The organism is Colwellia sp. 6_MG-2023 (assembly GCF_030547765.1).
Classification (GTDB): Bacteria; Pseudomonadota; Gammaproteobacteria; order Enterobacterales; family Alteromonadaceae; genus Colwellia.
This window is the reverse complement of the sequence record NZ_JAUOPP010000006.1, coordinates 16,329-39,339: the sequence shown is the minus strand read 5'-3', so window position 1 is coordinate 39,339 and position 23,011 is coordinate 16,329. Positions and strand designations below refer to the sequence as shown.

The 23,011-nt window shown below is 35.3% G+C and carries 17 protein-coding genes; 7 read left to right on the top strand and 10 right to left on the bottom strand.

Translation table 11 applies throughout. The features are described from left to right. Positions 1 to 121: 121 nt before the first annotated feature. A complete protein-coding gene (locus Q4503_RS05545; RefSeq protein ID WP_303601632.1) occupies positions 122 to 718 on the top strand; it encodes a 3'-5' exonuclease in 597 nt (198 codons plus the stop codon). Positions 719 to 1,453: 735 nt separating this feature from the next. On the opposite strand, the gene Q4503_RS05540 is transcribed toward Q4503_RS05545, so the two are convergent. The 8 genes from Q4503_RS05540 to Q4503_RS05505 form a co-directional block, all read right to left on the bottom strand. Next, positions 1,454 to 2,395, bottom strand: a complete 942-nt coding sequence (locus Q4503_RS05540; RefSeq protein WP_303601631.1) for a M14 family metallocarboxypeptidase — start codon at positions 2,393 to 2,395, stop codon at positions 1,454 to 1,456. Positions 2,396 to 2,429: 34 nt separating this feature from the next. After that, positions 2,430 to 3,005, bottom strand: a complete 576-nt coding sequence (gene yeiP / locus Q4503_RS05535; RefSeq protein WP_215972390.1) for an elongation factor P-like protein YeiP — start codon at positions 3,003 to 3,005, stop codon at positions 2,430 to 2,432. Between the two features lie 252 nt (positions 3,006 to 3,257). After that, on the bottom strand, positions 3,258 to 3,395 hold the full coding sequence (locus Q4503_RS05530; protein WP_215972512.1) for a hypothetical protein: 138 nt from the start codon (positions 3,393 to 3,395) through the stop codon (positions 3,258 to 3,260). 142 nt (positions 3,396 to 3,537) lie between these two features. Beyond that, on the bottom strand, positions 3,538 to 4,089 hold the full coding sequence (locus Q4503_RS05525; protein WP_215972389.1) for a DUF2058 domain-containing protein: 552 nt from the start codon (positions 4,087 to 4,089) through the stop codon (positions 3,538 to 3,540). A 407-nt stretch (positions 4,090 to 4,496) separates the two neighbouring features. Next, the gene (locus tag Q4503_RS05520; protein WP_303601630.1) at positions 4,497 to 7,751 is read right to left on the bottom strand and encodes a S41 family peptidase; all 3,255 of its coding nucleotides are present in this window, start codon (positions 7,749 to 7,751) and stop codon (positions 4,497 to 4,499) included. 808 nt (positions 7,752 to 8,559) lie between these two features. Then, the gene (locus Q4503_RS05515) at positions 8,560 to 9,060 is read right to left on the bottom strand and encodes a GNAT family N-acetyltransferase (protein ID WP_303601629.1); all 501 of its coding nucleotides are present in this window, start codon (positions 9,058 to 9,060) and stop codon (positions 8,560 to 8,562) included. A gap of 354 nt (positions 9,061 to 9,414) precedes the next feature. Next, positions 9,415 to 10,056, bottom strand: a complete 642-nt coding sequence (locus Q4503_RS05510) for an NTP transferase domain-containing protein (protein ID WP_215972927.1) — start codon at positions 10,054 to 10,056, stop codon at positions 9,415 to 9,417. Between the two features lie 107 nt (positions 10,057 to 10,163). After that, positions 10,164 to 10,511: a hypothetical protein gene (locus Q4503_RS05505; protein WP_215972928.1), complete on the bottom strand. Its 348-nt coding sequence runs from the start codon at positions 10,509 to 10,511 to the stop codon at positions 10,164 to 10,166. 222 nt (positions 10,512 to 10,733) lie between these two features. Here Q4503_RS05505 and Q4503_RS05500 point away from each other — a divergent pair, with 222 nt between their 5' ends. The 3 genes from Q4503_RS05500 (at position 10,734) to pheA (ending at position 14,963) form a co-directional block, all read left to right on the top strand. Next, positions 10,734 to 13,169, top strand: coding sequence for a penicillin acylase family protein (locus tag Q4503_RS05500; protein ID WP_303601628.1), 2,436 nt, complete (start codon positions 10,734 to 10,736; stop codon positions 13,167 to 13,169). A 74-nt stretch (positions 13,170 to 13,243) separates the two neighbouring features. Then, entirely contained in the window at positions 13,244 to 13,630 is a 387-nt protein-coding gene (locus Q4503_RS05495; RefSeq protein WP_303601627.1) for an MAPEG family protein, read from the top strand. A gap of 157 nt (positions 13,631 to 13,787) precedes the next feature. Beyond that, positions 13,788 to 14,963, top strand: a complete 1,176-nt coding sequence (gene pheA / locus Q4503_RS05490; RefSeq protein WP_215972931.1) for a prephenate dehydratase — start codon at positions 13,788 to 13,790, stop codon at positions 14,961 to 14,963. A 505-nt stretch (positions 14,964 to 15,468) separates the two neighbouring features. On the opposite strand, the gene Q4503_RS05485 is transcribed toward pheA, so the two are convergent. Both Q4503_RS05485 and Q4503_RS05480 read right to left on the bottom strand, forming a co-directional pair. Next, entirely contained in the window at positions 15,469 to 18,585 is a 3,117-nt protein-coding gene (locus Q4503_RS05485; protein ID WP_303601626.1) for an efflux RND transporter permease subunit, read from the bottom strand. Beyond that, on the bottom strand, positions 18,582 to 19,685 hold the full coding sequence (locus Q4503_RS05480; RefSeq protein WP_303601625.1) for an efflux RND transporter periplasmic adaptor subunit: 1,104 nt from the start codon (positions 19,683 to 19,685) through the stop codon (positions 18,582 to 18,584). The genes Q4503_RS05485 and Q4503_RS05480 overlap by 4 nt, the downstream gene beginning before the upstream one ends. A gap of 135 nt (positions 19,686 to 19,820) precedes the next feature. On the opposite strand from Q4503_RS05480, the gene Q4503_RS05475 reads away from it, so the two are divergent. From Q4503_RS05475 to Q4503_RS05465, 3 genes are all read left to right on the top strand, one after another. After that, the gene (locus tag Q4503_RS05475) at positions 19,821 to 20,564 is read left to right on the top strand and encodes a hypothetical protein (protein ID WP_303601624.1); all 744 of its coding nucleotides are present in this window, start codon (positions 19,821 to 19,823) and stop codon (positions 20,562 to 20,564) included. A gap of 122 nt (positions 20,565 to 20,686) precedes the next feature. Next, on the top strand, positions 20,687 to 21,298 hold the full coding sequence (locus Q4503_RS05470) for a hypothetical protein (RefSeq protein ID WP_303601623.1): 612 nt from the start codon (positions 20,687 to 20,689) through the stop codon (positions 21,296 to 21,298). 180 nt (positions 21,299 to 21,478) lie between these two features. Then, positions 21,479 to 22,996 carry a methyl-accepting chemotaxis protein gene (locus tag Q4503_RS05465; RefSeq protein ID WP_303601622.1) on the top strand — a complete coding sequence of 506 codons (1,518 nt, stop codon included), beginning with the start codon at positions 21,479 to 21,481 and terminating at the stop codon, positions 22,994 to 22,996. The last annotated feature ends 15 nt before the right edge of the window (positions 22,997 to 23,011 follow it).

Here is a 23,011-nt window from a genome sequence, read left to right as displayed (position 1 = left end):
TTGAACGAAAGTTAAATCAGCACTATTTCCTTAATCCTTCTTTATCTACAGTTTCCCCGATAACTACAGTAGTTTAACGAAAATAAAAATTTTCTGAGCGTTAACAATTAAAGGCAAAACTATGATTCGCCCTACTAAAGAAGAAATAAGAGAACTGCCCTTGTATAAAGGCCTTGCTCTTAACGATATTAACATCATTGAAAACAAACATGATGCTGATGATGCATTAAAAAAATTGCAAACTGAAGTATGCCTTGGTTTTGATACAGAAAGTAAGCCAATATTTAATAAAGGTGAGAAAAGCCCAGGTCCAACCTTGATACAGTTATCAACACCAGAAAAAGCTTACCTTTTTCCAACACGATTTCCTGTTGCAGTTGCAGCAGCTAGGAAGATATTGAGTGATCCGAAAATAGAAAAAGTAGGTTTTGGTATTAAAAATGATAACAAAGAGCTACGTAATAGACTAAATATTGAAATAGCAAATACACAAGACCTATCTATTACATTGAAAAACTTAGCCGGTGAAAAAAATAGTGTGGGAGCTCGTGCTGCTGTAGCAATGGTACTTAAATTAAGACTAGGAAAAGGTGCTCAAAAGTCTAATTGGAGTGCCTACCCACTTAAGAATAGTCAGATTTTGTATGCCGCAAACGATGCGCACTCCGCTATTTGTGTACAAAAAGCTTTAATGACAAATTATAAAATTAACACATAAAAAAAGTGCAGCTTTAATGGCTGCACTTTTTAACTAGCTTGTTATGCATCCTGCATTTATTTAGTGTTCTCATTCATCCTTAAAAACTGTCCTTAGTATATCCTTTGAGTAAAACCCTACTCATTGTCCCTAGCTATAAATCCTTTTACTTCCTTGCAAATTATATTCTCAATTACCTTGAGATTAATTCCATTTAACTGTGCTTCCTAAGCAATATCTTCCTAATATCAATTATCCTTAATTGATCACATCCTTGTTCGTTTATCCTTTGGTAAAAAATCCTGTTTACCTGATTTATCCTTTAAATCGTCCTTAAAATTTCAGCATTCCTTACTTTATAAATAGTCACCTAGGCAATCCATACCTTAGTAATATTTATATTTGATAAAAGCTTCCTGCTCTGTGTCTTCCTGACAAGATGAATAATACACTGAAAAGTCGACTTTAGGACTTCACTAATAAACATGTTTACGTTTGGAACTTATTGACAACAATAAAAAATAAAATAAAACCATTATAAATCAATGAATTAAACTCGATTTAAAATAGTTAATGTATAAAAAGACAATATCTCTCACACCTTTGTAAGAGATCTCTCACAAAATAACAAGCAAATGACTATCTAAAAATTTTTCGGGAAAATAAAAATTAAAGACACTATTTTTAATTTGGGTTAAAAAGCAGGCGAAATAGTGAAAAGCCTAGATGACTAGGCTAATTGATTGAAGATTATGTTTATAGAAGAGCATGCTTTTTGAGAATAAAATCAAGTGCGCCAGTTATTGCCGCTACTTGAGCAAGAATACAGTTTTCATCATCAGATTTAGGGCTATCCGGATAAACTTCAGTTGTAGTAACATAATTCGCATCAGTTAACCCCATACAAAGACCGAGCTCTCTGCCTGGATAATTTATAACGCCAAACTGCTCTATATCAACCCCAATTAACTTACCACTGTCATCGGCTGGAGCAATATGTGTCACTTTTTCAACAGCATCAATTATCGCTTGTTGAAACTCAGCTTGAGGGTTAAGAGTATTGCCAACCAAATAAAAGCCGTCTGGAATATTCCAAACTTTTTGTTCAATAGCATCGCGTGCTGAAAGTGCCGGTCTAAAAACCGTGTTGTCTGTATCAGTCGTTTCATGTAAATCTACATGCACTAGAATATCAACATTAAGCGATTGAATAAAATTCATTAAGGCTACAGATTCTTGGGCAGGACTCCCTTGATAAAATGATCGGTTAGGATCAACTGCATCAGGGTTCCATCGGTTAATCGTTTCATAACCCCAAGGGCTAACACAAGGGACAACTAACACATTAAAATAATCACTGTAGTTCGAATCTAAGTTAGCCGCTTCATTTTGCAAAAAACGTAATGCGCCCTGTACACCACTCGTTTCATAGCCATGCACTCCGCCTGATACTAACACTGTACTTTTATCACTTTGCCAATGCTTACTTTTTAATGCAAATAACGGGTAGCGCTGTTTATCAACTGACAACGCCCCATATTGCACAATATCAAAATGCGAAGATAAAGTATTAATTTTACTAATAACCTCATCTTGATACGAACGCTTTATTGTTTGCAACTCAAACCATTGCTTTTTATCAGTTGCATCCCACTTTTGTCCTAATGTACCAATAGTGCATTCAAGATTATTAGTCATATTACCTCTTTATCTTTATCTTTAATTTATGAACTTACTTAGAATCAGAGCGACCCATAAATTTATGCTCACTTGTATTCACTTTAATTTTATCGCCTGTAGAAATATGCTCAGGTACTTGTACTATTAACCCCGTTGAAAGTGTTGCGGGTTTAGTACGAGCACTTGCCGATGCGCCTTTTATTGATGGATCAGTTTCAGTAATAACCAAATCCACACTCGCAGGAAGGTCAACAGCAACAGGTACATCGTCAACAATTATAATTGACATACCTTGTGTTTCTTCATTAATAAATAAAAGCTCATCGCTAAGGCTATCTTTGTGTAAGTTATAAGGCGTGTAATCTTCATTGTCCATGAAAACATATTCATCACCATCGATATATGAAAACATTGATGGACGGCGACTTAAATCAGCAAAATTCAGCATATCTTCTGCTTTAAACGTTTCATCTACTTTTGCACCAGTAACCACATCATATAAACGCATACGATACAAACTACCGCCTGCTCTACCTTGAGGTACTGAACGAGTTATATCTCGTACTATTAACACTTTACCATTGTGCTCTATCGCTGCGTTTTTCTTTATTTCGCTAGCCTTTGGCATGAAAAATTCCTTAAATAATGAATAATTAAATTTATATAGGGTTGATAATTAGCAAAGAAAATACCACGAACACAGGGTAATGCAAGTATTCGATAAAACAAATGAGTATTAATTATCACTGCAACGTAATACAAAAAGTAAACTTTCATACATTAAATCATATAAATCTGAGATTTTAACCAATAAAAAAGGCTAGTATAAATAAATATACTAGCCTTCGATTTAAAGTTTATTTTTATTCGTTACCGAATGTTATTCATAAGAGCGCTCTAACCATGCCAACTGTAGCTTTAAATCAGCAATTTCATTATTTGCATCAGCTAGTTGTTGTTGTATAGTTTTTTGATCATTATCACTGCTTTCAACACTTAACTCAGTTTTTAATAACATATTATTTCTATCCTCATAGAGCATAAAGCCCATCAACATTGGTTACTACACATGTATTATTACATAGTGAGTTACAGAATTAATAGTATTACTAAGCTATGACAAATATTCACACCAGAAATAATGCTGAATTAATAAGATATTACCACATTAAATCATCTGGAATTTGATAATCCGCATAAGGATCATCTTCGTCTATTTGTTCATCAACTGCCTTATCATTTTGTACTAATATCACGTCCTTATCTAATTCAGCTAGTTTTTCAGCTGTTTCTCGGGTAACAATATAAGTCACATCTTCTAAACCACACAAAGATAAGCGTCCATTAACCAATGCTTTATGCGTAGTAGAATCTAAAGAAAGTTTTTTAATTTTACTACCAAAAGTGTAATTATATTCATTATCACCATCAGTACGCGTAAGTTGGTGGTGCGTTAAGATTTGTTTAATACGTAAGTTTTGTTCTTTATCTGCAAGCAACTGTTTTTTCTTTTCATTTAAAGCATTATCTCTTTCTTGCTTCTCTGCTTTAGCTTTTTCTAAATCTTGCTTAACTTGCTCTTGCAAAGACGCACCATGCTGCACACCACTACGCTTTTGCTTATTTTTTTTTCGTTTATCAGCATTTGCTTGACGTGTTTTTTGTTTGGTTGTTAAACCGGCATTAAGTAATTGATCTTGAAGTGAGGACATTATAATTTTCACTGAGATTTATTGATGCTTTATTCTAACAATAAAAAATGATGAGACAACCCCTGGATAGTTTATCCCATTATAAAAAGATAAAATATAAAACTAAATAACTTATAAACAAACAACAAAACCAAGTGCTTTTTCTTAGCTTAAAGGCTATCTTTACAATGCTATTAATTTGGTTAATTTAAGCAAAGTTTTTGTGATCGATCACTCTGTAATTTCTTGTGGAAAACTCATCAATTGCAAATAAATTTAACGATAAGTCAGGAAAAATAACTACTAGAGAAATACTTGTTAGGCCGAGCTTAGCTTAACAAGTAAGTTTTATTGCTTGTAGCAGGTAATAAAAAATCCGCGATAAACGCGGATTTTTATATTAATGAAGCTTATAAAATGAGAACTTATTATTTTAATTTGTTAAGTAATACTTCAACAGCTTTCTCAATTTGCTTGTCTTGACCATTTGCAGATGATTCTGGATCATTTTTGACCATGTGATCAGGTATAGTTTGATTGTTTTCTAAGTAATTACCTTTAGTGTCTTTCATACCAACTTGTGGTACACCTGCACGAAAGTCACCAGATATACCTGTTTCCCACCATACTGCTGTCATTGTGCCAGGTACAGGCATACCTACAATATCACCTAAATTCAATTCATCATAAGTGTAAGAGAAAGCATGTGCATCACTGTAGTTACCTTCATTGATAAGTAATACCGATGGTTTATTCCATTGATCTATAGGGTCACCAGCGTATTTACGACCACGAACGTGCATGGTGAAATATTCATTCCCACTAAGCAGTTTAGCTAAGTCGTTGTGTAACCAGCCACCACCGTTAAAGCGTGTATCAACGACTACCGCTTCTTTATCAAAATGTTTTCCTAATAAACTAGAATACACCGCTCTAAAGCTTGGATCATTCATACTTCTTACGTGAACATAAGCAAGGCGACCATTGGATAGTTTTTCAACTAACGCTTCTCGCGTACTTACCCAACGTTCATATAACAGATTACTGATTTCTCCTCCGGAGACTGGTTTTATTACTTCCTCAAAACTATCACCTTTAGCATTTTCAAAGGTAAACCTTACACGTTTACCATTTGTATGATTTAACAATTGGTATAAGTTTTGTGTTTTGGTCAATTCAACGCCATTTACTGCGACAAGCTTATCCCCAGGTTTAACTTTACTATTCGCTTTATCGAATGGCCCTTTTGCCAGCACTTCTTCAACAAGGAAGCCTTTACTGTAATCAAAAAATAAGCCTAAACGACCTGTACTGTCGTTAGTGCTTGTTGATTTTGGTCGATAAGATGAACCTATGTGCGACGCATTTAATTCGCCTGTCATTTCTGCAAACATATTAGCAAAATCACGACCATGGCCAATTGACGGTAATTTCTGACGGTAAGATTTGCCAACATCATCCCAGTCTATGCCGTGGAAGTCGTCACGGTAGAACTTATCTTTGATTACGCGCCAGCTATGGTCAAACATAAAAGCACGCTCTGAAGCGGTTTTCAGCTGCATAACAGGATTAGCACTAATTGGCTTTAAGCTGATGGTTTCACCAATATCGCCTTGCTTTAACTGACCGTCTGCAAGAATAAAGATTTTTTTACCATCTTCGCTAAAAGACATACTAGCCGATCTTGCATTAAGCTTTGCCACTAGCTCTGTTTTATTATCACGAATAGACTGACGCCATAAATCATAACCTTTCTCAAAACGGGCTAAATAATATAGCGCGGTAGTATCCTTAGTAAGGTATGCTTCGCTTAAGTTTGAAGAATGAACAGTAAGACGAACAGTGCGACGTTCAATATTATCCCATTCAATATCTACAACTTTTGACGCTTCAACTTTCTCTTTTTCAGTATCTTCGCTAGTCTCTTTAGCGCTATCTTCTTGGTCTTTATTCGATGCTTTTTCTTCTTTGGTTTCTAACTCTTTTTGTAGCTCATATTCTTCCTTCGACATACGGAATTTATCGTAACTATCTTGTGTTAAAAATGCCGCTAAAACATCACCTTCACGACCCCAACTACCGTGGTCACGCATACCAAAACGAGAACTCCACCAAAGCACAGCTTCACCATCTTTATGCCAGGTTGGAGCACCATTATTATAGCCAGATAAGCTAATATCTTTAGGCTGAGCTGAACCGTCTGACGGGAAAACCCCAATATTATTAACAAATAATCGGCTTCGTGGTGAGAAACTTGCGGTCATCCAATAACTGTCAGGTGCCCAAGCAAACGATATGTCACCATCTGCGTAGGAATAATTGTGCTCTTTTCCTAAAGCAACATTTACCTTTTTACTTTCACGGTCAATAACCTGAATTTCATCACGATTTGATAAGAAAGCTATTTTTTTACCATCGGGAGAATAAACGGGTTGGAAGCTATCAGAGTCAGCTAAATGAACCACTTCTTCTTTTAACGTCGTTGCTGCAAAAAAGTATGGTTCAGATTCGTTTGTAATACTTGTTTCGTATAACCCCCAATGCCCTTCACGTTCTGCAGCGTATAAAAGTGTTTTACCATCTTTATGAAAAGACACTGAACGCTCTTGTTGCGGTGTATTCGTAATGGCACGTGTTGTCTTAAACTCTGTACTGGCAACAAATACTTCGCCACGGGCGACAAAGGCAACTTCTTTTCCATCAGGCGATACTGAATATTCAGTAATTTTTCCACCTAAAGAAATTGGGAGTAATTCATCTTCTTGTATATCATTAGCTATTGCTATTTTTACATGAGCAACTGAGCCACTTTTACTCGTATACACACTACCATGATGCACAAAAGCTAATGTACCATTATCACTTATCGATAAACTACGAACAGGGTGTTCTTTAAATGCAGTTACTTGTTTTTTATTACTACCGTCTAGGTCTGTTTGCCAAACATTAAAAGTGCCAGACTTTTCTTCAGACGTATAATAAAAGCTGTTTTTGTCTTTCCAAACAGGATTATGATCTCCACCTTCAAATGTGGTTAACTGCTGATGCTTGCCTGATTTAAGATCTTGTAACCAAATGTCACGGGCAAAAGCTGAAACATCATGCTTTCTAAATTGGTTCTCATAGGATTTTTCATCACGATAAAGCACTTGTTTGCCATTGGGAGAATACTGCAGCTCAGATGCTGGAATAGTGGCAAGCATTTCAGGGGTGCTGCCTTTTATTGAAACGGTATAACTTTCAGTTAAACGAGAAGTTGGAAACACCGTTGATTGCTTTGAATCCATACGGCTTGAGATAAATAAGACTTCTTTGCCATCTTTGCTGAAATCTTGTGGAATATCATTCGATGAATGATAAGTTAACCGTTTTGCTTTTCCGCCACTTGCTGGCATTACATAAACATCTAAGTTGCCATTTCTGTCACTTGCAAATGCAATTTGTTTCCCATCACGAGACCAAATAGGATGGCCATCCCAGTCGCTATGAATAGTTAAAGGACGGGCTGTTCCGCCATTAGCTGGGACTGTGTATATATCGCCTTTGTAAGAGAATGCGATCGTTTTACTGTCGGGTGATATACTACTGTGTAAAAACCATTCTTCGCTTTTCTCTGCCGCTGTCGCTGTCGCTGTCGTGGCAAACATAGCCAAAGCCGACAACATATACTTTATTCTGTCCATTGTTACTTCCTTAATAACTTAAAATATTGTTTACACTTTATTATTGAATACTCAACAAATAAATTTCTGATACATAAAAATCAATCCTAATTACATTGAAGCTAAGCTATCAGATTTTTTTCATTGTATTATTCATGAATGATTTTGATATAGTATATCATTGATGTAATTATGACATGAATTCCATCCCAATTATCAATGCATTAGTCTTATTTATTCTTATATATCACACATAAAAGCTAATAAAGATATTACTAGGAGCAACCGCAACCAAACTATTTAATTAAGTAGAATAATACCAAGTCCATTAAGTTAGTCCCCACTCAGAGTTTGCCAGGGATTTGAGAACAAATAGAATTTTTTACCTATAGTTATTCTATATGAAAGAAATTCTGTGCGGTTATCATATCACTGGAAAGCTCCCAAAGGGCGAGTTGAAAAGGTTTATATGCCGTGTTATTGATTTTGACAAGGGAATAACCATTCTCTTCAATCAATGCCTTGCCTCTAAACCTTTTAACTCTCGCTGAGTGAGAAGAAACTTATTGGAATTGGTATAAGGTTCAAGGCGAGGACAAAAGAACCAATACATGGCCCATGTAAAATCATCAGACGAAAAAGCGTTTTATTGTGCGCCTTAATTTATGGTGTTAAACGATAAACTGATTGTTATTTATCAAAAATACAAACTTGAAAAATTTTAGCTAAATCCACACTAACAACTGTACTAAAAATAAAAGACTCCTGATTAAAGTAAAGTAATTAAGCGTAGCTAAAAACTCATAATCCAGTGAGACCAGTTATCCTGTTATCTGTATTTGAACCCAAGCTCTGTACAGGCTAATGACTTATTATTTAATGTAATAAAATTAGGTACATTACCAATAATTTCAAATCCTTGTTTTAATAATACATGTTTAGAAGCTGGATTATTTGCTAGTACCTTAGCTTCAAGGTATTGAACACCAAATTCTTTTTTTGCAATTTCAATTAGCGAAGCTAAACAGAGGCTGGCATAGCCTTGAGATAAAAATCGTTTTGAAACCCTATAACCTACAGAAGCTTTATTAGCACTAATATCTCTTAAATTAGCTCTTGCGATAATTTCATTATCTTTAATAAGTAAACCACAAAACGCAGTACTAGAAATTACTTTATTGAGTTCTTCATCAATATGTTGTGTAACACCTTGCTCTGAATAAAAATTATTCTCTCGAGGTTCAATTAATGATTCAAACCATGCTCTATTTTCTAGCTCAAAATCAAATAACGGCTGTAAATGGTGCTTAGATAAAAGTTCAAGCTGCATTGAAATACTCCATACGCATAGACATTATGCTGAATAGATGAGCGCATAACACTCAACTAAAAAACAAATTAAAATCAACAAAATAATACCAGTTTCATTAATTAGGTGAACAAATTTATATGTAGAAAAAATTGCCAAATACAAGGCATTTATTTCAATAACGAGTTGTTCTAATTATTAAATAAATAACGATGTAGTTGGTGATTTTAGCAAGTAGAAATGATCACATAGTTAGTGAGATTGGTATAATATAATAAATCAACCATTTGAAATGACTTAAAACATTAACTGCTTCTTAATTAGTTTTTAGTACTGCTTTTAATATAGGCTTTTCAAGAGTCTCTTAAATTGATGCTAGCTATTTTTGCTATTCAATTCTTGTAACTGTTCAGGTGTATCTAAATCAATAAATGCTAATGGCATTTTCTTTATATTGACGTATTCTCTATTTTTTTTAAGAACCTTCTTAGCTCCTTCATCGCCAGATAAAACGATAAGCTCCTTAAAGAAAGACCGTGGAAAAATAACGGGTGGACTCAAGTGGTCCCCATCACCCGCGATATGAATTTTTTCGGGTTTTTTTCGCCATTCATTTATTAAGCTTGTTAAATCATTAACCGTCAATTGCCATTGATCCACCAGAAAGATAAGTACCGCATCTATATCATTATCTAGTTCACTTACGCCTTTAGCGATAGAGCTTGATAGACCTTTTGACCAGTTATTATTCTTAATTAACGTTAAGTTTTCTGCAGAAGCTAAACTAGCCAAATCTGCTATTAATTTTTCACTTTGACAACCCAAGACACAAAAAGCTTTCGTGTTATCCGTTAAGCAAATACTATTCATCATAGATACTTGCCTACACAATAAGCTTTGCGGTAATTGATCTTTCTCAGCGATTAATACTAATTGCTTGGGTTGTCCAAGACGTGATGAACTTCCAGCAGCCATCAATAATAAAGCAATTTTTTTATGCTTAAGTTCAGAAACCATTAACAACTTTAAATATAAAATTAATAAAAACGTAGTACTATTATACAATAGCACCGGATAGTAGATATCACTCAAAAAATAGAAAAACGAGTCAAATTATTTAATATCTATTTTACTAAATGTATTCGGCTATCAGTTTTACTAATTTTGGGCTCTTTGGGTGAGGTAATCGACACATCTTTAGTAATAGATTCACCATTTTGATACCTATGATATGAGCAATGTTTTAAACCTATTTGATAACAAAAATCATTAAAACTTTGCAGATCTTCGCGAGTAATACATTCCCCTTCTTGGGTTAATAAGCCATCTATATACATAGAATCACCATTAATATTACAATTAGCAATAGCTGAATACGGCTTACCATATTCATCAACTTTTAATGCTCTGACCATTTTTACTTCGAAAATCCAATCACCAATTTTTACATGTTTTGACATTGACTCTGTCACTTGAAACTCCGAAAATAAAGTACATATAATAAGCGATTAATTATACATTTGATTAACATTAAAATCTAAATAAAACATTATTTTTATATTTTATTAAAAACAGTAACTTAAGCTTTACTTTTATTTACAATTTAATAAAAGCAACAAAAGCTTCGCTAGTTTGTTTTAATCAGTTATTCTTTCTATCATTATTTATTATCAATATTTTGACTTCTATTTACTATGTTAAAAAGAATTATTGTTTCTTTATTACTTATCAGCTCTCTTATTATCGCTTTTACCGCAACTTGGATATATAGCCAAATAGACAGTGCGTTACCCATTTTAGATGGTAAAAAGACAGTTTTTGGGCTCACAAAAAGTGCAACAATAGAGCGTGATGATCAAGGAATAGTAACGATAAAAGCCAGTAATCGACTTGACGTTGCAGTAGCAACAGGATTCGTTCATGCACAAGAGCGCTTTTTTCAAATGGATTTATTAAGACGTAACTCAGCAGGTGAATTATCAAGTTTATTTGGCTCTGTTGCACTTGAGCATGATAAGTCTATTCGTATTCATCGCTTTAGAGAGAGAGCAACTGACATAGTTAATCAATTACCCACAGAGCAGAAAGAATTATTAAAAGCTTATACCCGCGGCGTAAACCAAGGCTTAAAATACATAAGTTCACACCCATTTGAATACCTTTTACTTCAACAAGAGCCAACCCAATGGAGCGAAGAGGATTCAATTTTAACAATTTTTAGTATGTATATTGATCTGCAATATACCGATGGACAACGTGAACGTACTTTAGGTCTTATGAAAGCAATTTTATCTGCCGATGTTTATGCATTTTTAAATCCTCTTGGCAATGTTTGGGATGCAGCTATTGATAATAGCCAATATCAACCATCATCAATGCCCAAAAACGCTTGGCCGTCAGCATCAAGTGCTAATTTAATCACTATCGAGAAAAGTCACAATACTGCTATTAATGATGTGTCCAAAAAATATCAAGCTGATGAATTTCCTGGTTCGAATAACTGGGGTGTTTCGGGTGAAATAAGCAATACTGGTAGTGCAATTATTGCTAATGATATGCACTTAGGAATACGTGTACCTAATACTTGGTTTAGAGCAAGTTTTGAATATCCGAGCACAGCAAATAAAAAAGTAAAAATTACCGGAGCAACATTACCTGGTACACCTAACATAACTGTAGGTAGTAATGGCCAGATTGCGTGGGGGTTTACTAATAGCTATGGTGATTATAGTGATGTAATTAAAATAAAAAGTGTTAATAACGACACTCAATATATGACCAAAAATGGTGCTAAAGACTTCAGTTTTCATAAACAAATAATTGCTATTAAAGATGAGCAACCTGTTGAAATTACCATTAAAGAAACTATCTGGGGACCTATTATAGGTAAAAATAGCCAAGGTGAATTACTTGCCTATCGTTGGGTTGCTCACGACAAAGAAGCCGTGAACTTTATAGCAACCGAATTAGAACTTGCGACCAGTGTAAAAGAAGCATTTTCTATTGCCGCACATAGTGGTATTCCATCACAAAACATGATGGTAGGGGATAAATCAGGTAACCTTGGCTGGACAATTATGGGCCCTATCCCAAAGAAATTTGGTAACACCGGCGAAACCCCCACCTATTGGCATAATGGTGATAATGGCTGGACGGGCTATTTATCTCCTGCGAATTACCCTCAAATTTTAAATCCAAAAGACAATCGATTATGGACGGCTAATTCTCGTGTTGTTGGTGGTGAAATGTTAGAAAAAATAGGTAATGGTGGTTATGCATTAGGAGCACGTTCTAAACAAATTCGTGAAAACTTATTTGCCCTTAACACATTTAATGAAGAGTCTTTATTAGCAATTGCTTTAGATGATCGCGCTACATTTTTACAACCTTGGGTAAACTTTCTCTTGAGCAAAGTACTTAATGACGACGCTTTAACCGATGAAGTTATCAACAAACACAGACAATTTCAACAAGTTAAAGACTTACTTTCAGAAGATAAAGCATTAAGCGCAAGCATAGATTCAGTAAGTTATCGATTAGTGAGAAACTTTCGAATCAATGTTCGTGATTTAGTTTTTAGTGAATTTAATAGTACGCTCAAAAATGTCGATGATATCTATAGCTTTCGCAGCATTAGCGCTCAAATTGAAGTGCCTTTATGGCAACTAGTTAATCAACAACCTGATAACTTTTTAATGCGACCTTTAAATAGCTGGCAAGCAGTATTTAACCAAGCACTACAACAAACAATTGATGATATGACTTATCTCGATGAAAACAACAAACAAGCGCTAACCAAAGCGACTTGGGGGCAACAAAACACAACCGAAATACACCACCCGCTTAGTCAATCAATCCCTTTTATTGGCCGATGGTTAGACATGCCAGCTAAAGCACTGTCAGGCGACAGCTATATGCCAAAAGTGCAAGGTAAACGCTTTGGTGCATCAGAGCGTATGGTTGTTTCACCTGGGCATGAAGAAACGGGTATTTTTCATATGCCAACAAGTCAAGCAGGACATCCTTGGAGTCCTTATTATAAAAAAGGCCATACTGATTGGGAACAAGGAACTGCTTCCCCTTTTTTACCTGGTGAAACTAAATATAAACTGACACTACTGAGTTATTAATTATTATTTTTAACTATAAAAACATAAGCGATAAAACATTAACTTTAAAAATACTAACGATACAAAGGAAAAAAATGACGACATTAATTTGGTGCCTCTTTATTGCAGGGCTACTCCCATTAGTTGCTAAAGCCCCCGTAGTTTTCGCAATGAACAAACTCGGCGGTTACGACAACAATCACCCAAGAGAACAACAAAGCAAACTTACCGGGCTTGGCGCCCGAGCCTTAGCCGCGCACCAAAATGCGTTTGAATCATTGATTGTTTTTGCACCAGCCGTATTGTTAGCAATAGCGACTCATCATATTGGCGCCAATATCACATTATTAGCTATAGTCCATGTTTGCGCGCGCATCGCCTATCATATTTTTTATTTAATGGATTTTGATAAGCTCCGCAGTGTAGTGTGGTTTATTTCAACCGTAAGTAGCTTTAGTATTATAGTTTTATGTATCCCATAAAGTGCAATTACAACAAAAAATGGTCTAAATAAACTATTGACATAAATCACTCAAGCTCGCTAGAGTAGTCGCTCTAGCGAAGCAATGATCTAAAACCTTCATTTGGAAGGTTTTTTCATAAACAGAACAGCATAAATTAGCAAAATAGGAAATAAAAGTGAGCGAAAAATTAGATTTAAACGAAATACGTAAAGAAATTACAAGCTTAGACAATGAACTATTAACCTTATTTGCTAAACGTCGCGCACTCACACTTAATGTTGCTAAAAGTAAAGTGCAACAAATTCGTCCTATTCGTGATCAACAGCGCGAACAAGAGTTATTAATTCGCTTAATAAAACAAGGTAAAGAATTAGGCTTAGACGCCCATTATGTTACCAGTGTTTTTCAAACAATTATTGAAGATTCAGTATTAAATCAACAAGCTTACTTACAAAATTTAACCAATCCTAATATACAAACACCTACCGTAAGTGTTGCCTTCTTAGGCGATAAAGGATCATACAGTTATTTAGCAAGTCATCGTTACTTTTCAAGACGCGCTGAAAAAATTATAGAGTCTGGTTGCCAAAATTTTAGTGACATTTTACAACAAGTTGAATCGGGGCAAGTAGACTACGGTATGTTACCAATCGAAAATACTAGCTCTGGCAGTATTAATCAGGTTTATGACTTACTTCAACATACCAATTTATTTATTGTTGGCGAGATAACTCAACCCATTGAACATTGTTTGCTAACCGCGGTTAATACCTCTTTAGACAAAATAAAAACAATTTATGCACACGGTCAACCTTTTGCTCAATGTAGTAACTTTTTAGATAAACAAAACAATATTCGTATTGAATATTGTGATAGTACCGCAGATGCTATGGTTAAAGTTTCAGAATTACAAGATGAAACAATAGCGGTTATTGGTAGTGAAGAAGGTGGACAACTATATAAATTACAAGCCTTAGAAAAATCAATCGCTAATCAAAACGAAAACCACTCACGCTTTATTCTTGTCGCAAGAAAAGCAGTGGATGTTGCAGAGCAAATTCCAGCAAAAACCGCAATTATCTTAGCAACTGGTCAAAAAGCAGGTGCTTTAGTTGAATGTTTGTTAGTACTGAAGGAAAAAGGCATTAACATGTGTAAGCTTGAATCTCGCCCTATCCAAGGCCGTCCATGGGAAGAAATGTTTTATATTGATGTAGAAGCCAACTTGAAGAGCTTTGCTTTACAAGAAGCGATCAGTGAAATTACGGCTCATACAAATTTCATTAAAGTATTAGGTTGCTACCCCATTGAACATATAAGCCCAACCAGTGTTCCAAGCAACAAAATTTAAAGCACAAAAACAATAATGTAGTCTTGCCTATAAATAGACTACATTATTGTCTTCTGTTACTACTTACAAACGCACCTACGACATAAAACACAACAATACAAAACTCAGCAGAGTAAGATGAAGAAAAATTTAAATTTATCTTCAAACTAATCCTGCTAACTATAGCTAATCCCCCAAATCATTGTAGTCGCTAAATTTGCCTTCGCTTGTTGAACTGTTATTAACATAATAACAAGTCTGTATTTAACCTGAACTCGCTTTAAGATGTTTTTAATTTATTGAAATGATTAATAATATAACTATACTTTATACTCTAACTTGATCGTTTTACTTAATTCAAGGCAAATTTCGCGTCAATAGCTAGTCTATTGCAAGTAAATTTAACGAGAAAGTAAGGAAAAATAACTGTTAGAGAAAGATTTATTAAACCGAGCTCAGGTTATTTACTATTGTAATTAAACGCGACTAGCCTAATATGATTAAAAGCCTAACCGCGTAAATTCCATTATCCTTTCGTATCTACCCCTGCATTAGTTGTTAATGCTTTTTGCTTTTCTGCTATTTGATTCGCAATTGCTAACGGTGAGCCGGTATTTCTACAAAGCCAGTAATAAGCTCCAGGTACAATAAACAAAGTAAACACACTCGCCAATGAAACACCAGCAAAAATAACAACACCAATAACCATTCTGCTTTCAGCGCCTGGCCCTGATGCAAAAACTAACGGTACTGCACTCGTCACCGTGGTAAACGTTGTCATCACAATAGGCCTTAATCGTTGCTGTGCGGCGCTAATTAATGCTTCCTCGAACATAATACCTTTATCGCGAAGTTGGTTGGCAAACTCAACAATTAATATGCCATTTTTGGCCGATAAGCCAATTAACATCACAATGCCAATTTGACTGTATATATTCAAACTCATCCCCATCAGCTCAAGGCCTGTAAGCGCGCCTACTAAACCTAAAGGAACAGTCAAGAGAATAACCAATGGATGAACAAAACTTTCAAATTGCGCGGCTAAGACTAAAAAGGTAATCAATAACGCTAATATAAACACCAGTAAAATAGAACTACCTGACTCTTTTAATAATAACGATTGTCCTTTGTAATCTATTTGTGTTTCCTCAGGTAGATGCTGTTCGGCAACATTTTCTAAGAATTTTAAAGCGTCGCCCAAAGCGTAGCCATCAGCTAAGTTTGCTGTAATTGTAATACTACGTAATCGATTATAACGGTTCAATTGAGATGATGTAGCATCTTCAGTAATACTAATTAAGTTTGACAGCGGTATTAATTCGTTTGAACTTGATGAGCGAACATAAATATTGTCTATATCCGTAGGACTTCTATATTGCATTTCATCCCCTTCAACGATCACGTCATACTCTTCACCGCGATCAACAAACGTAGTAACTCGGCGCTGACCTAACATAGTCTCTAATGTTTGTGCTATATCCCCAACAGATACGCCTAAATCATAAGCTCTATCACGGTTTATCTTCACCATGAGTTGTGGGTATGTTTCTTTATAATCACTATCAACAGATGACAGGTTAGGATTTTTTTGCGCTTCAGCAATAACGATATCACGCCATTTTGCTAACTCACTGTAAGTATTACCTTGTAATACAAAGGCAACAGGCGAACTACCACCACCACCGCCAATACCACGACGCATAATAGCAAAAGCTCTTACATCGGTAACATCTTGTAATTCTTTGCTTATTTTTCCAATGAATTCAAAAGTATCAAAACTTCGCTCACCCCAATCAGGCATACCTACAACCGCTGTACCACCTTTACCGCCAAAGCCCGGCACTCGTACAATAACCCGATCAAGCTCACTGCGCTCTTGATATGCAAGAAGTTTATCTTCTATCACTTGCATATTTTTTACATTATTCTCGTAGCTTGCTCCCTCTGCACTCTGCATAACAATAAAAAGGTTACCACGATCTTCTTTTGGTGTGTATTCTGCTGGGAGCTGTATAAATAATAAATACACAGCGACAAGTGATACCGCAATAATGCTAATAATCAGAAATGGTTGATGAATACTCTTTGATAAAGCTCGCCCATAAGCAGCCTCGAAACGGGCAAAATTTCTATCTAGAAACTGTCCAAAAGACGAACTGCGTTTTCGATATTTTAACATTTTTGAACACATCATCGGCGTCAGTGACAAAGCCGTAATACTTGAAAAAATAACAGCCGCCGCAATTGCAATGGCAAACTCGGTAAATAATCGACCGACATTACCCGACAAAAAGACTAAAGGTACAAATACGGCAACCAAAACCAAGGTAGTTGCAATAACCGCAAAAGCAACTTCTCGTCCACCGTCATAAGCCGCCATTAAAGGTGTTTGTCCATTTTCGATACGGCGATAAATATTCTCTAAAACAACAATGGCATCATCAACCACTAAACCAATCGCTAAAACAAGTGCTAATAGGGTTAGTAAGTTAATAGAAAAACCAAACCAAGAAAGTGTCATCATTGAGCCAATTAAGGCCACGGGTACGGTAACGGCAGGGATTATTGTTGCTCTGACATTCCCCAAAAACAAGAAAATAACCAAAACAACCATCAACATAGCAATAATTAACGTACTGTAAACCTCATCAATTGAGCCTTCTATAAAGACAGACGAGTCATAACTGTTAATAATTGTAGTACCAATAGGTAATGAACTACGTACCGCAATCATTTCCTTACGCGCTTCTTTTACCACTTCTAAGGTATTGGCTTTAGACTGTTTTACAATACCCAGCCCAACCATGTTCTTACCATTTCCACGGAACAAATTCTCATCATCTTGAGCGTCAACACTTACATGGGCAATATCGCCTAAACGCACCAAGGAATTATCATCAGCTCGAGCAACCGCCATATTAGAAAAGTCTTCTGCTGTCAAATAACTACGCTGAACTCTTATTGAAAAATCTCGTTCAATAGACTCAACACGCCCTGCCGGCAATTCAATATTTTCACTACGTAAGGTTGACTCAATATCTTGTACAGTTACGTTTCGAGCAGCCATAGCTGAACGATTTAATAAAATTTTCATTGCATAGGTACGTCCTCCTCCTACACGTACTCGGGCAACACCGTCTACAACAGCAAAACGATCAACAATATATCTATTTGCATAATCGGTTAACTCTAACGTGGTCATATTTTCACTTTGCAAGGCAAACCAAACAATAACGTCTTCATCATCATTAGCTTTAGAAACCTCAGGAGGATCGGCTTGTTCAGGGATATTATTTAAAGCACGTGATATCCGATCACGAACATCATTGGTCGCGGCGTCAATATCACGATCTAAGTTAAACTCAATCGTAATATTTGATCGCCCTACTCGCGAGTTTGATGTAATAGTTTTAACACCTTCAACACCACTGATTCTATCTTCAAGCACTTGCGTTATTTTTGTTTCAACAATCGCTGCTGAAGCGCCAGGATAATTAGTATTAATACTGACTACCGGTGGATCAATATCCGGGTATTCTCTTAAAGGTAATAGTAAAAAAGCGACAATACCAAAAGTCACAATAAGTAAATTAATTACTGTGGCAAAAACAGGCCTTTTAACAGAGAGATCAGATAAAATCATTTAACTTCTCCCTCTACGATTGGGCTTTCCAACTGATTAATTATTTTTACTTTAGTGCCATCACGTAACTTTAATGCACCTTCAATAACAATTAGCTCTTGTTGTGTAACGCCATCTACTATTTCAACAACTCCGGGTAAGCGGCGGCCAATAGTGACACTTTTACGCATAGCAATTTTATCTTGTTCACTGTCTAGAATAACAAAAACATAATGCTTATCTTCTATCGGAATGATAGAGCTCTCAGGTAATTGCAATAATGTTTCAACTTGTCTTACTAATTCAATATTAAGTAACATACCTGGGCGTAACGCTAAATTTTCATTAGGAATTACCGCTCTTACTTTTAAAGAGCGTGTTATTGGGTTGATACGAGTATCAATTGAACTGATTTTTCCAATAAACTCTTGTCCTTTATAAGCAGAACTAAGTGCGGTTATTGATTGTCCTAATTTAATCGTAGGAAGAAACCGTTCCGGCAAATCAAAATCAACCTTGATTACAGATAAATCATCAAGGCTTGTAATCACACTACCCGCATCAATATAGCTTCCAACACTGACATCTCTAAAACCTAGAATTCCGTCAAAAGGTGCTTTTATAATTGAATCATTTACTCGCGTACGGGCACTTCGAAGTTGTGCAGCAATGGCTTTGGTCTTGGCTTCTTGTTGGTCAACTATTGATTTAGAGGTAGCTTTTGAACTTAATAAGTCTTGAAAACGTTTTAATTGCGCAACTGATTCAGACAAATTCGCTTCTAACTCACTTACTTTTGCTAATTCTTCCTGATTATTTAAACGAACAAGTACATCACCTTTTTTTACTAATTCGCCATCATTAAAAGAAATTTTTTCGACTAAATCTGCATACTTAGTTGTAATAAATACTTTTTCATTTGCCCTAGTAGTCCCTATAGCTTCAATACTATCCCTAAATTCGTTCAGCTTTGCGGTGGTCACTTTCACTGAAACAATACGTTGATATTCTGCTTGTGCTTGTTCTTCGTCAGGCCATTGGATATAAACTACAATACTGATAAGTAACAATAGAATAATAAATAAAGGTAAACGGTTCATGATAGAGCTGTTATTAGACATAAATGAAAGTCTCAATTTTTTAATAATTAGTATAGGAAAACTTTTATAGTATAAACTAATGCAATAAACATGACATTTACCTGACCTACTATTTACCTTAGAATATCAACCATTAACCGCAAACGAGATACAACTTTGAATAAACTCGCTGTACTAGCCTTTTCCATACTCTTAGTTTTAAGCACCATACTCTGGTATTTAGCTAACGGATCCCTCAATGAATACTTAAAAAGTCAAATCGAGTTACAAGGACACTACTACAGTGGACAAGAAGCATCGTTATTACTCGCTGAATTTTCTGATAATACCAATAGCGCTCAACTTAATCAGCTTACCTTGGCAAACTTAGCTAGCTATCAAGCTAAAAATGTACTCAGTGTTGATCAAGTATTTATTGAATTATCTGCACAGCAAAACAGCAGTTTACTGACCAAAATAGATAAAATAACACTAAACAAACTCATCATAAATATTGAAGAAAATAAAGAGGGTATCAGTAATATTGAGCAGCTTATTCAAACAATCAGTTTAACACTTGCTAAAGATTACCCACAAAGTTATCCGGCTATCAGTGCCAAAATATATGCACAAGAACACCCAGAACTTGATGCTGAGCAATATGCTAAAAATCACCCTGAAGTTGGCGTGATTACTGAACATACTAAAGCAAAAAAAAGTAGAGGAAAAGCTAAACCTAAAATGATGATAGCGGCGTTCAACATTAAAGAGCTAGAACTGAATATAACAAAAAAAGGCATTACCCAATTGGTACTAAAACAGAATATAACAGTGAACAACATAGGAGGCACTGAGGGAATAGAAATGAATCAAATTGGGGGTGAAATATTGTTAAACCTATTAAAGTTAGCACAAAACTAACCTAATGATATAAAGCACTCATTGATTGCAATGGACTTGAATTTTACAAAAGGCCGATTAAGCTTATACAGTAGCAGTGTATAATACATTCATATAACTACAATAAATAAGGTCGGCCAATTATGCCAATAGGGATATTTTCTTCTTGCAAAGTAATAGTGTTAAACACATTTATTTTTCTTCAATTAGGCATAAATAGTTCTCATGCAACTGAATTTGAAATAAGCTCAATAATTGGGCATAACTTTAGTTCAGATCTTAGCAGTAGTTCAACAGATACCTTAGTAACCAGTAACGAAAATAATGTTGCTTTAGCTTTTGCATGGCAAGACTCTACAACAGGCCAAGGTCAAATTTTACTTAACTATGTATCTCGTGATTTTACCGACGATATTAACCAATCAACTCACTCTTTCAATACACTATATGCTCACTTTAGTGGTGTAGGTTTCTTTAAGGAAAGAAATTATATAACCACCGTTGGCTTAGGTATTGGCGCAACTTACTTTCATAGCGATTTTGATGATGTAATTTCACCGTCAATCACTGCCACTATTGGTACTCGATATTCACTATCTGAAACGTTAATACTCATTACTGAGCTACGCGGATATGCTACGCTAACTGACGATAACGATACCTTGTTTTGTCAAAACGATAGCTGTGTAGCACATTTTGATGATGCAATATGGTTTGATACCCAAATTTCAATAGGAATTGCCTACCGTTTTTAACTTACTGATTAGCCGACTAAGTTACCCCCTCTTTAGAAGTACTTTAAAAATATAGAGCTCGCCTTAATAAAAAATTAAGCGTTACGCTTTTAAAATTACATTTTCTTTATTTAGATCAAGATAAAAAATAACAAAACTGGTATGTTAGGTAAAATTTAACCTTATTTTTAGTGAGGAAATGTGACGTCAACAAGCCAGCAATTAATTTCTGTTACTGATCGCAATGGTACATTTACTTATGTTAATGAACATTATTGTCATTTGACCGGTTATGACTCTTCAGAGTTACAGACAAAAAACATCAAACAATTAACGCATACAGAGATGCCAAGTATCGTTATTGATGAATTATCTGACACTTTATCAAAAGGCTTTTCTTGGCATGGGGTCATGCGGATAAAGACCAAACAAAATGAAGATGTTTGGCTTGATACTTTCACAACACCACAATATGAAAAAGGCCAAGTAGTAGGCTATCAATCGATCAGTAAAATTGCTGATGCAAGCTTACAAAAGAATGCCCATTCAATTTATACTGCATTAAATAGAAAAAACAAATGGGCTATTTTTGAGTTAACCAAAAACCACAAGTTTTTATTTTTAGTGCTACTTTCAATAATAAGTCAAATATTTATTTATTTTTACATTGGATTAACAACCTCCATTATTGCGGCCTTTAGCGCAATAGCCCCTATTCTGGTTTTTTGGTCAGATATTATTCCTACCGCCCAAAGAGCACAAAAAATGCAAAATGTATTCGACTCTATTTCTCGAAAAATTTATTTTGGTAAAGGGACAGCCAGTATATTTGATTTTAATTTTTCGATGCTAAAAACTAAAATCAAAGCCATTTTAGATCGCACAATAGATGCAGCCACACCAATAAGAACCGTTATGGCTAAAGTATCTGAAGGCCTTGATGAAAGTAGAGAAACCTTAGCAGAACAAAAAAGAGGCATTGAAGAGCTCAATACCTCAATGGCACAAATGCAATCATCAACCACAGAGATTGCACATAACACAACAATTGCAGCCGGTGATTTAGAAAGTACCTTTTCACAGTGTGAACAAGCACAACAAGATATTTACCAAACCACAAATAAAATACAAAACTTAGCAAAATCAGTTGAAAGTGCATCAAGCTCTGCAAATAGCTTAACGCAATCGGCAAATGGCGTTGGCGAACTAATGGAAGATATTCAATCCATTGCTGATCAAACTAACCTACTTGCTTTGAATGCAGCAATTGAAGCGGCTCGAGCAGGTGAACATGGACGAGGCTTTGCTGTTGTTGCCGATGAAGTAAGAAACTTATCCTCACGCACTCAAGACTCCGCAAAAGAAATTCATCAACGTTTAACGGTTATGCTTAATACCATACAAGAGTGGGTTGAGCTAATGAATCAAAATAAAGAAGAAGCTAACTTTTGTGTTGAAAGTGCACATGCATCGCATAGTACAATAGATTTAGTTGTTGATAGAATGCAAAATATTAGTCATGCAGCAACACAAATAGCAATAGCAGCAGAAGAGCAAAGTGCCGTATCATCTCAGATAACAAACAACCTTGACGATATTAGTCAAACAACTGAAAAAACTTTGTCAGAGACAGATAATGTTGCCCTACAAATGCAGCTACTAGCTAAAAGTGTTGAGGGAATTACCGATGTGGCAAACACTTTTATTCCTAAACAATAAGATTAAGAGGGAAAG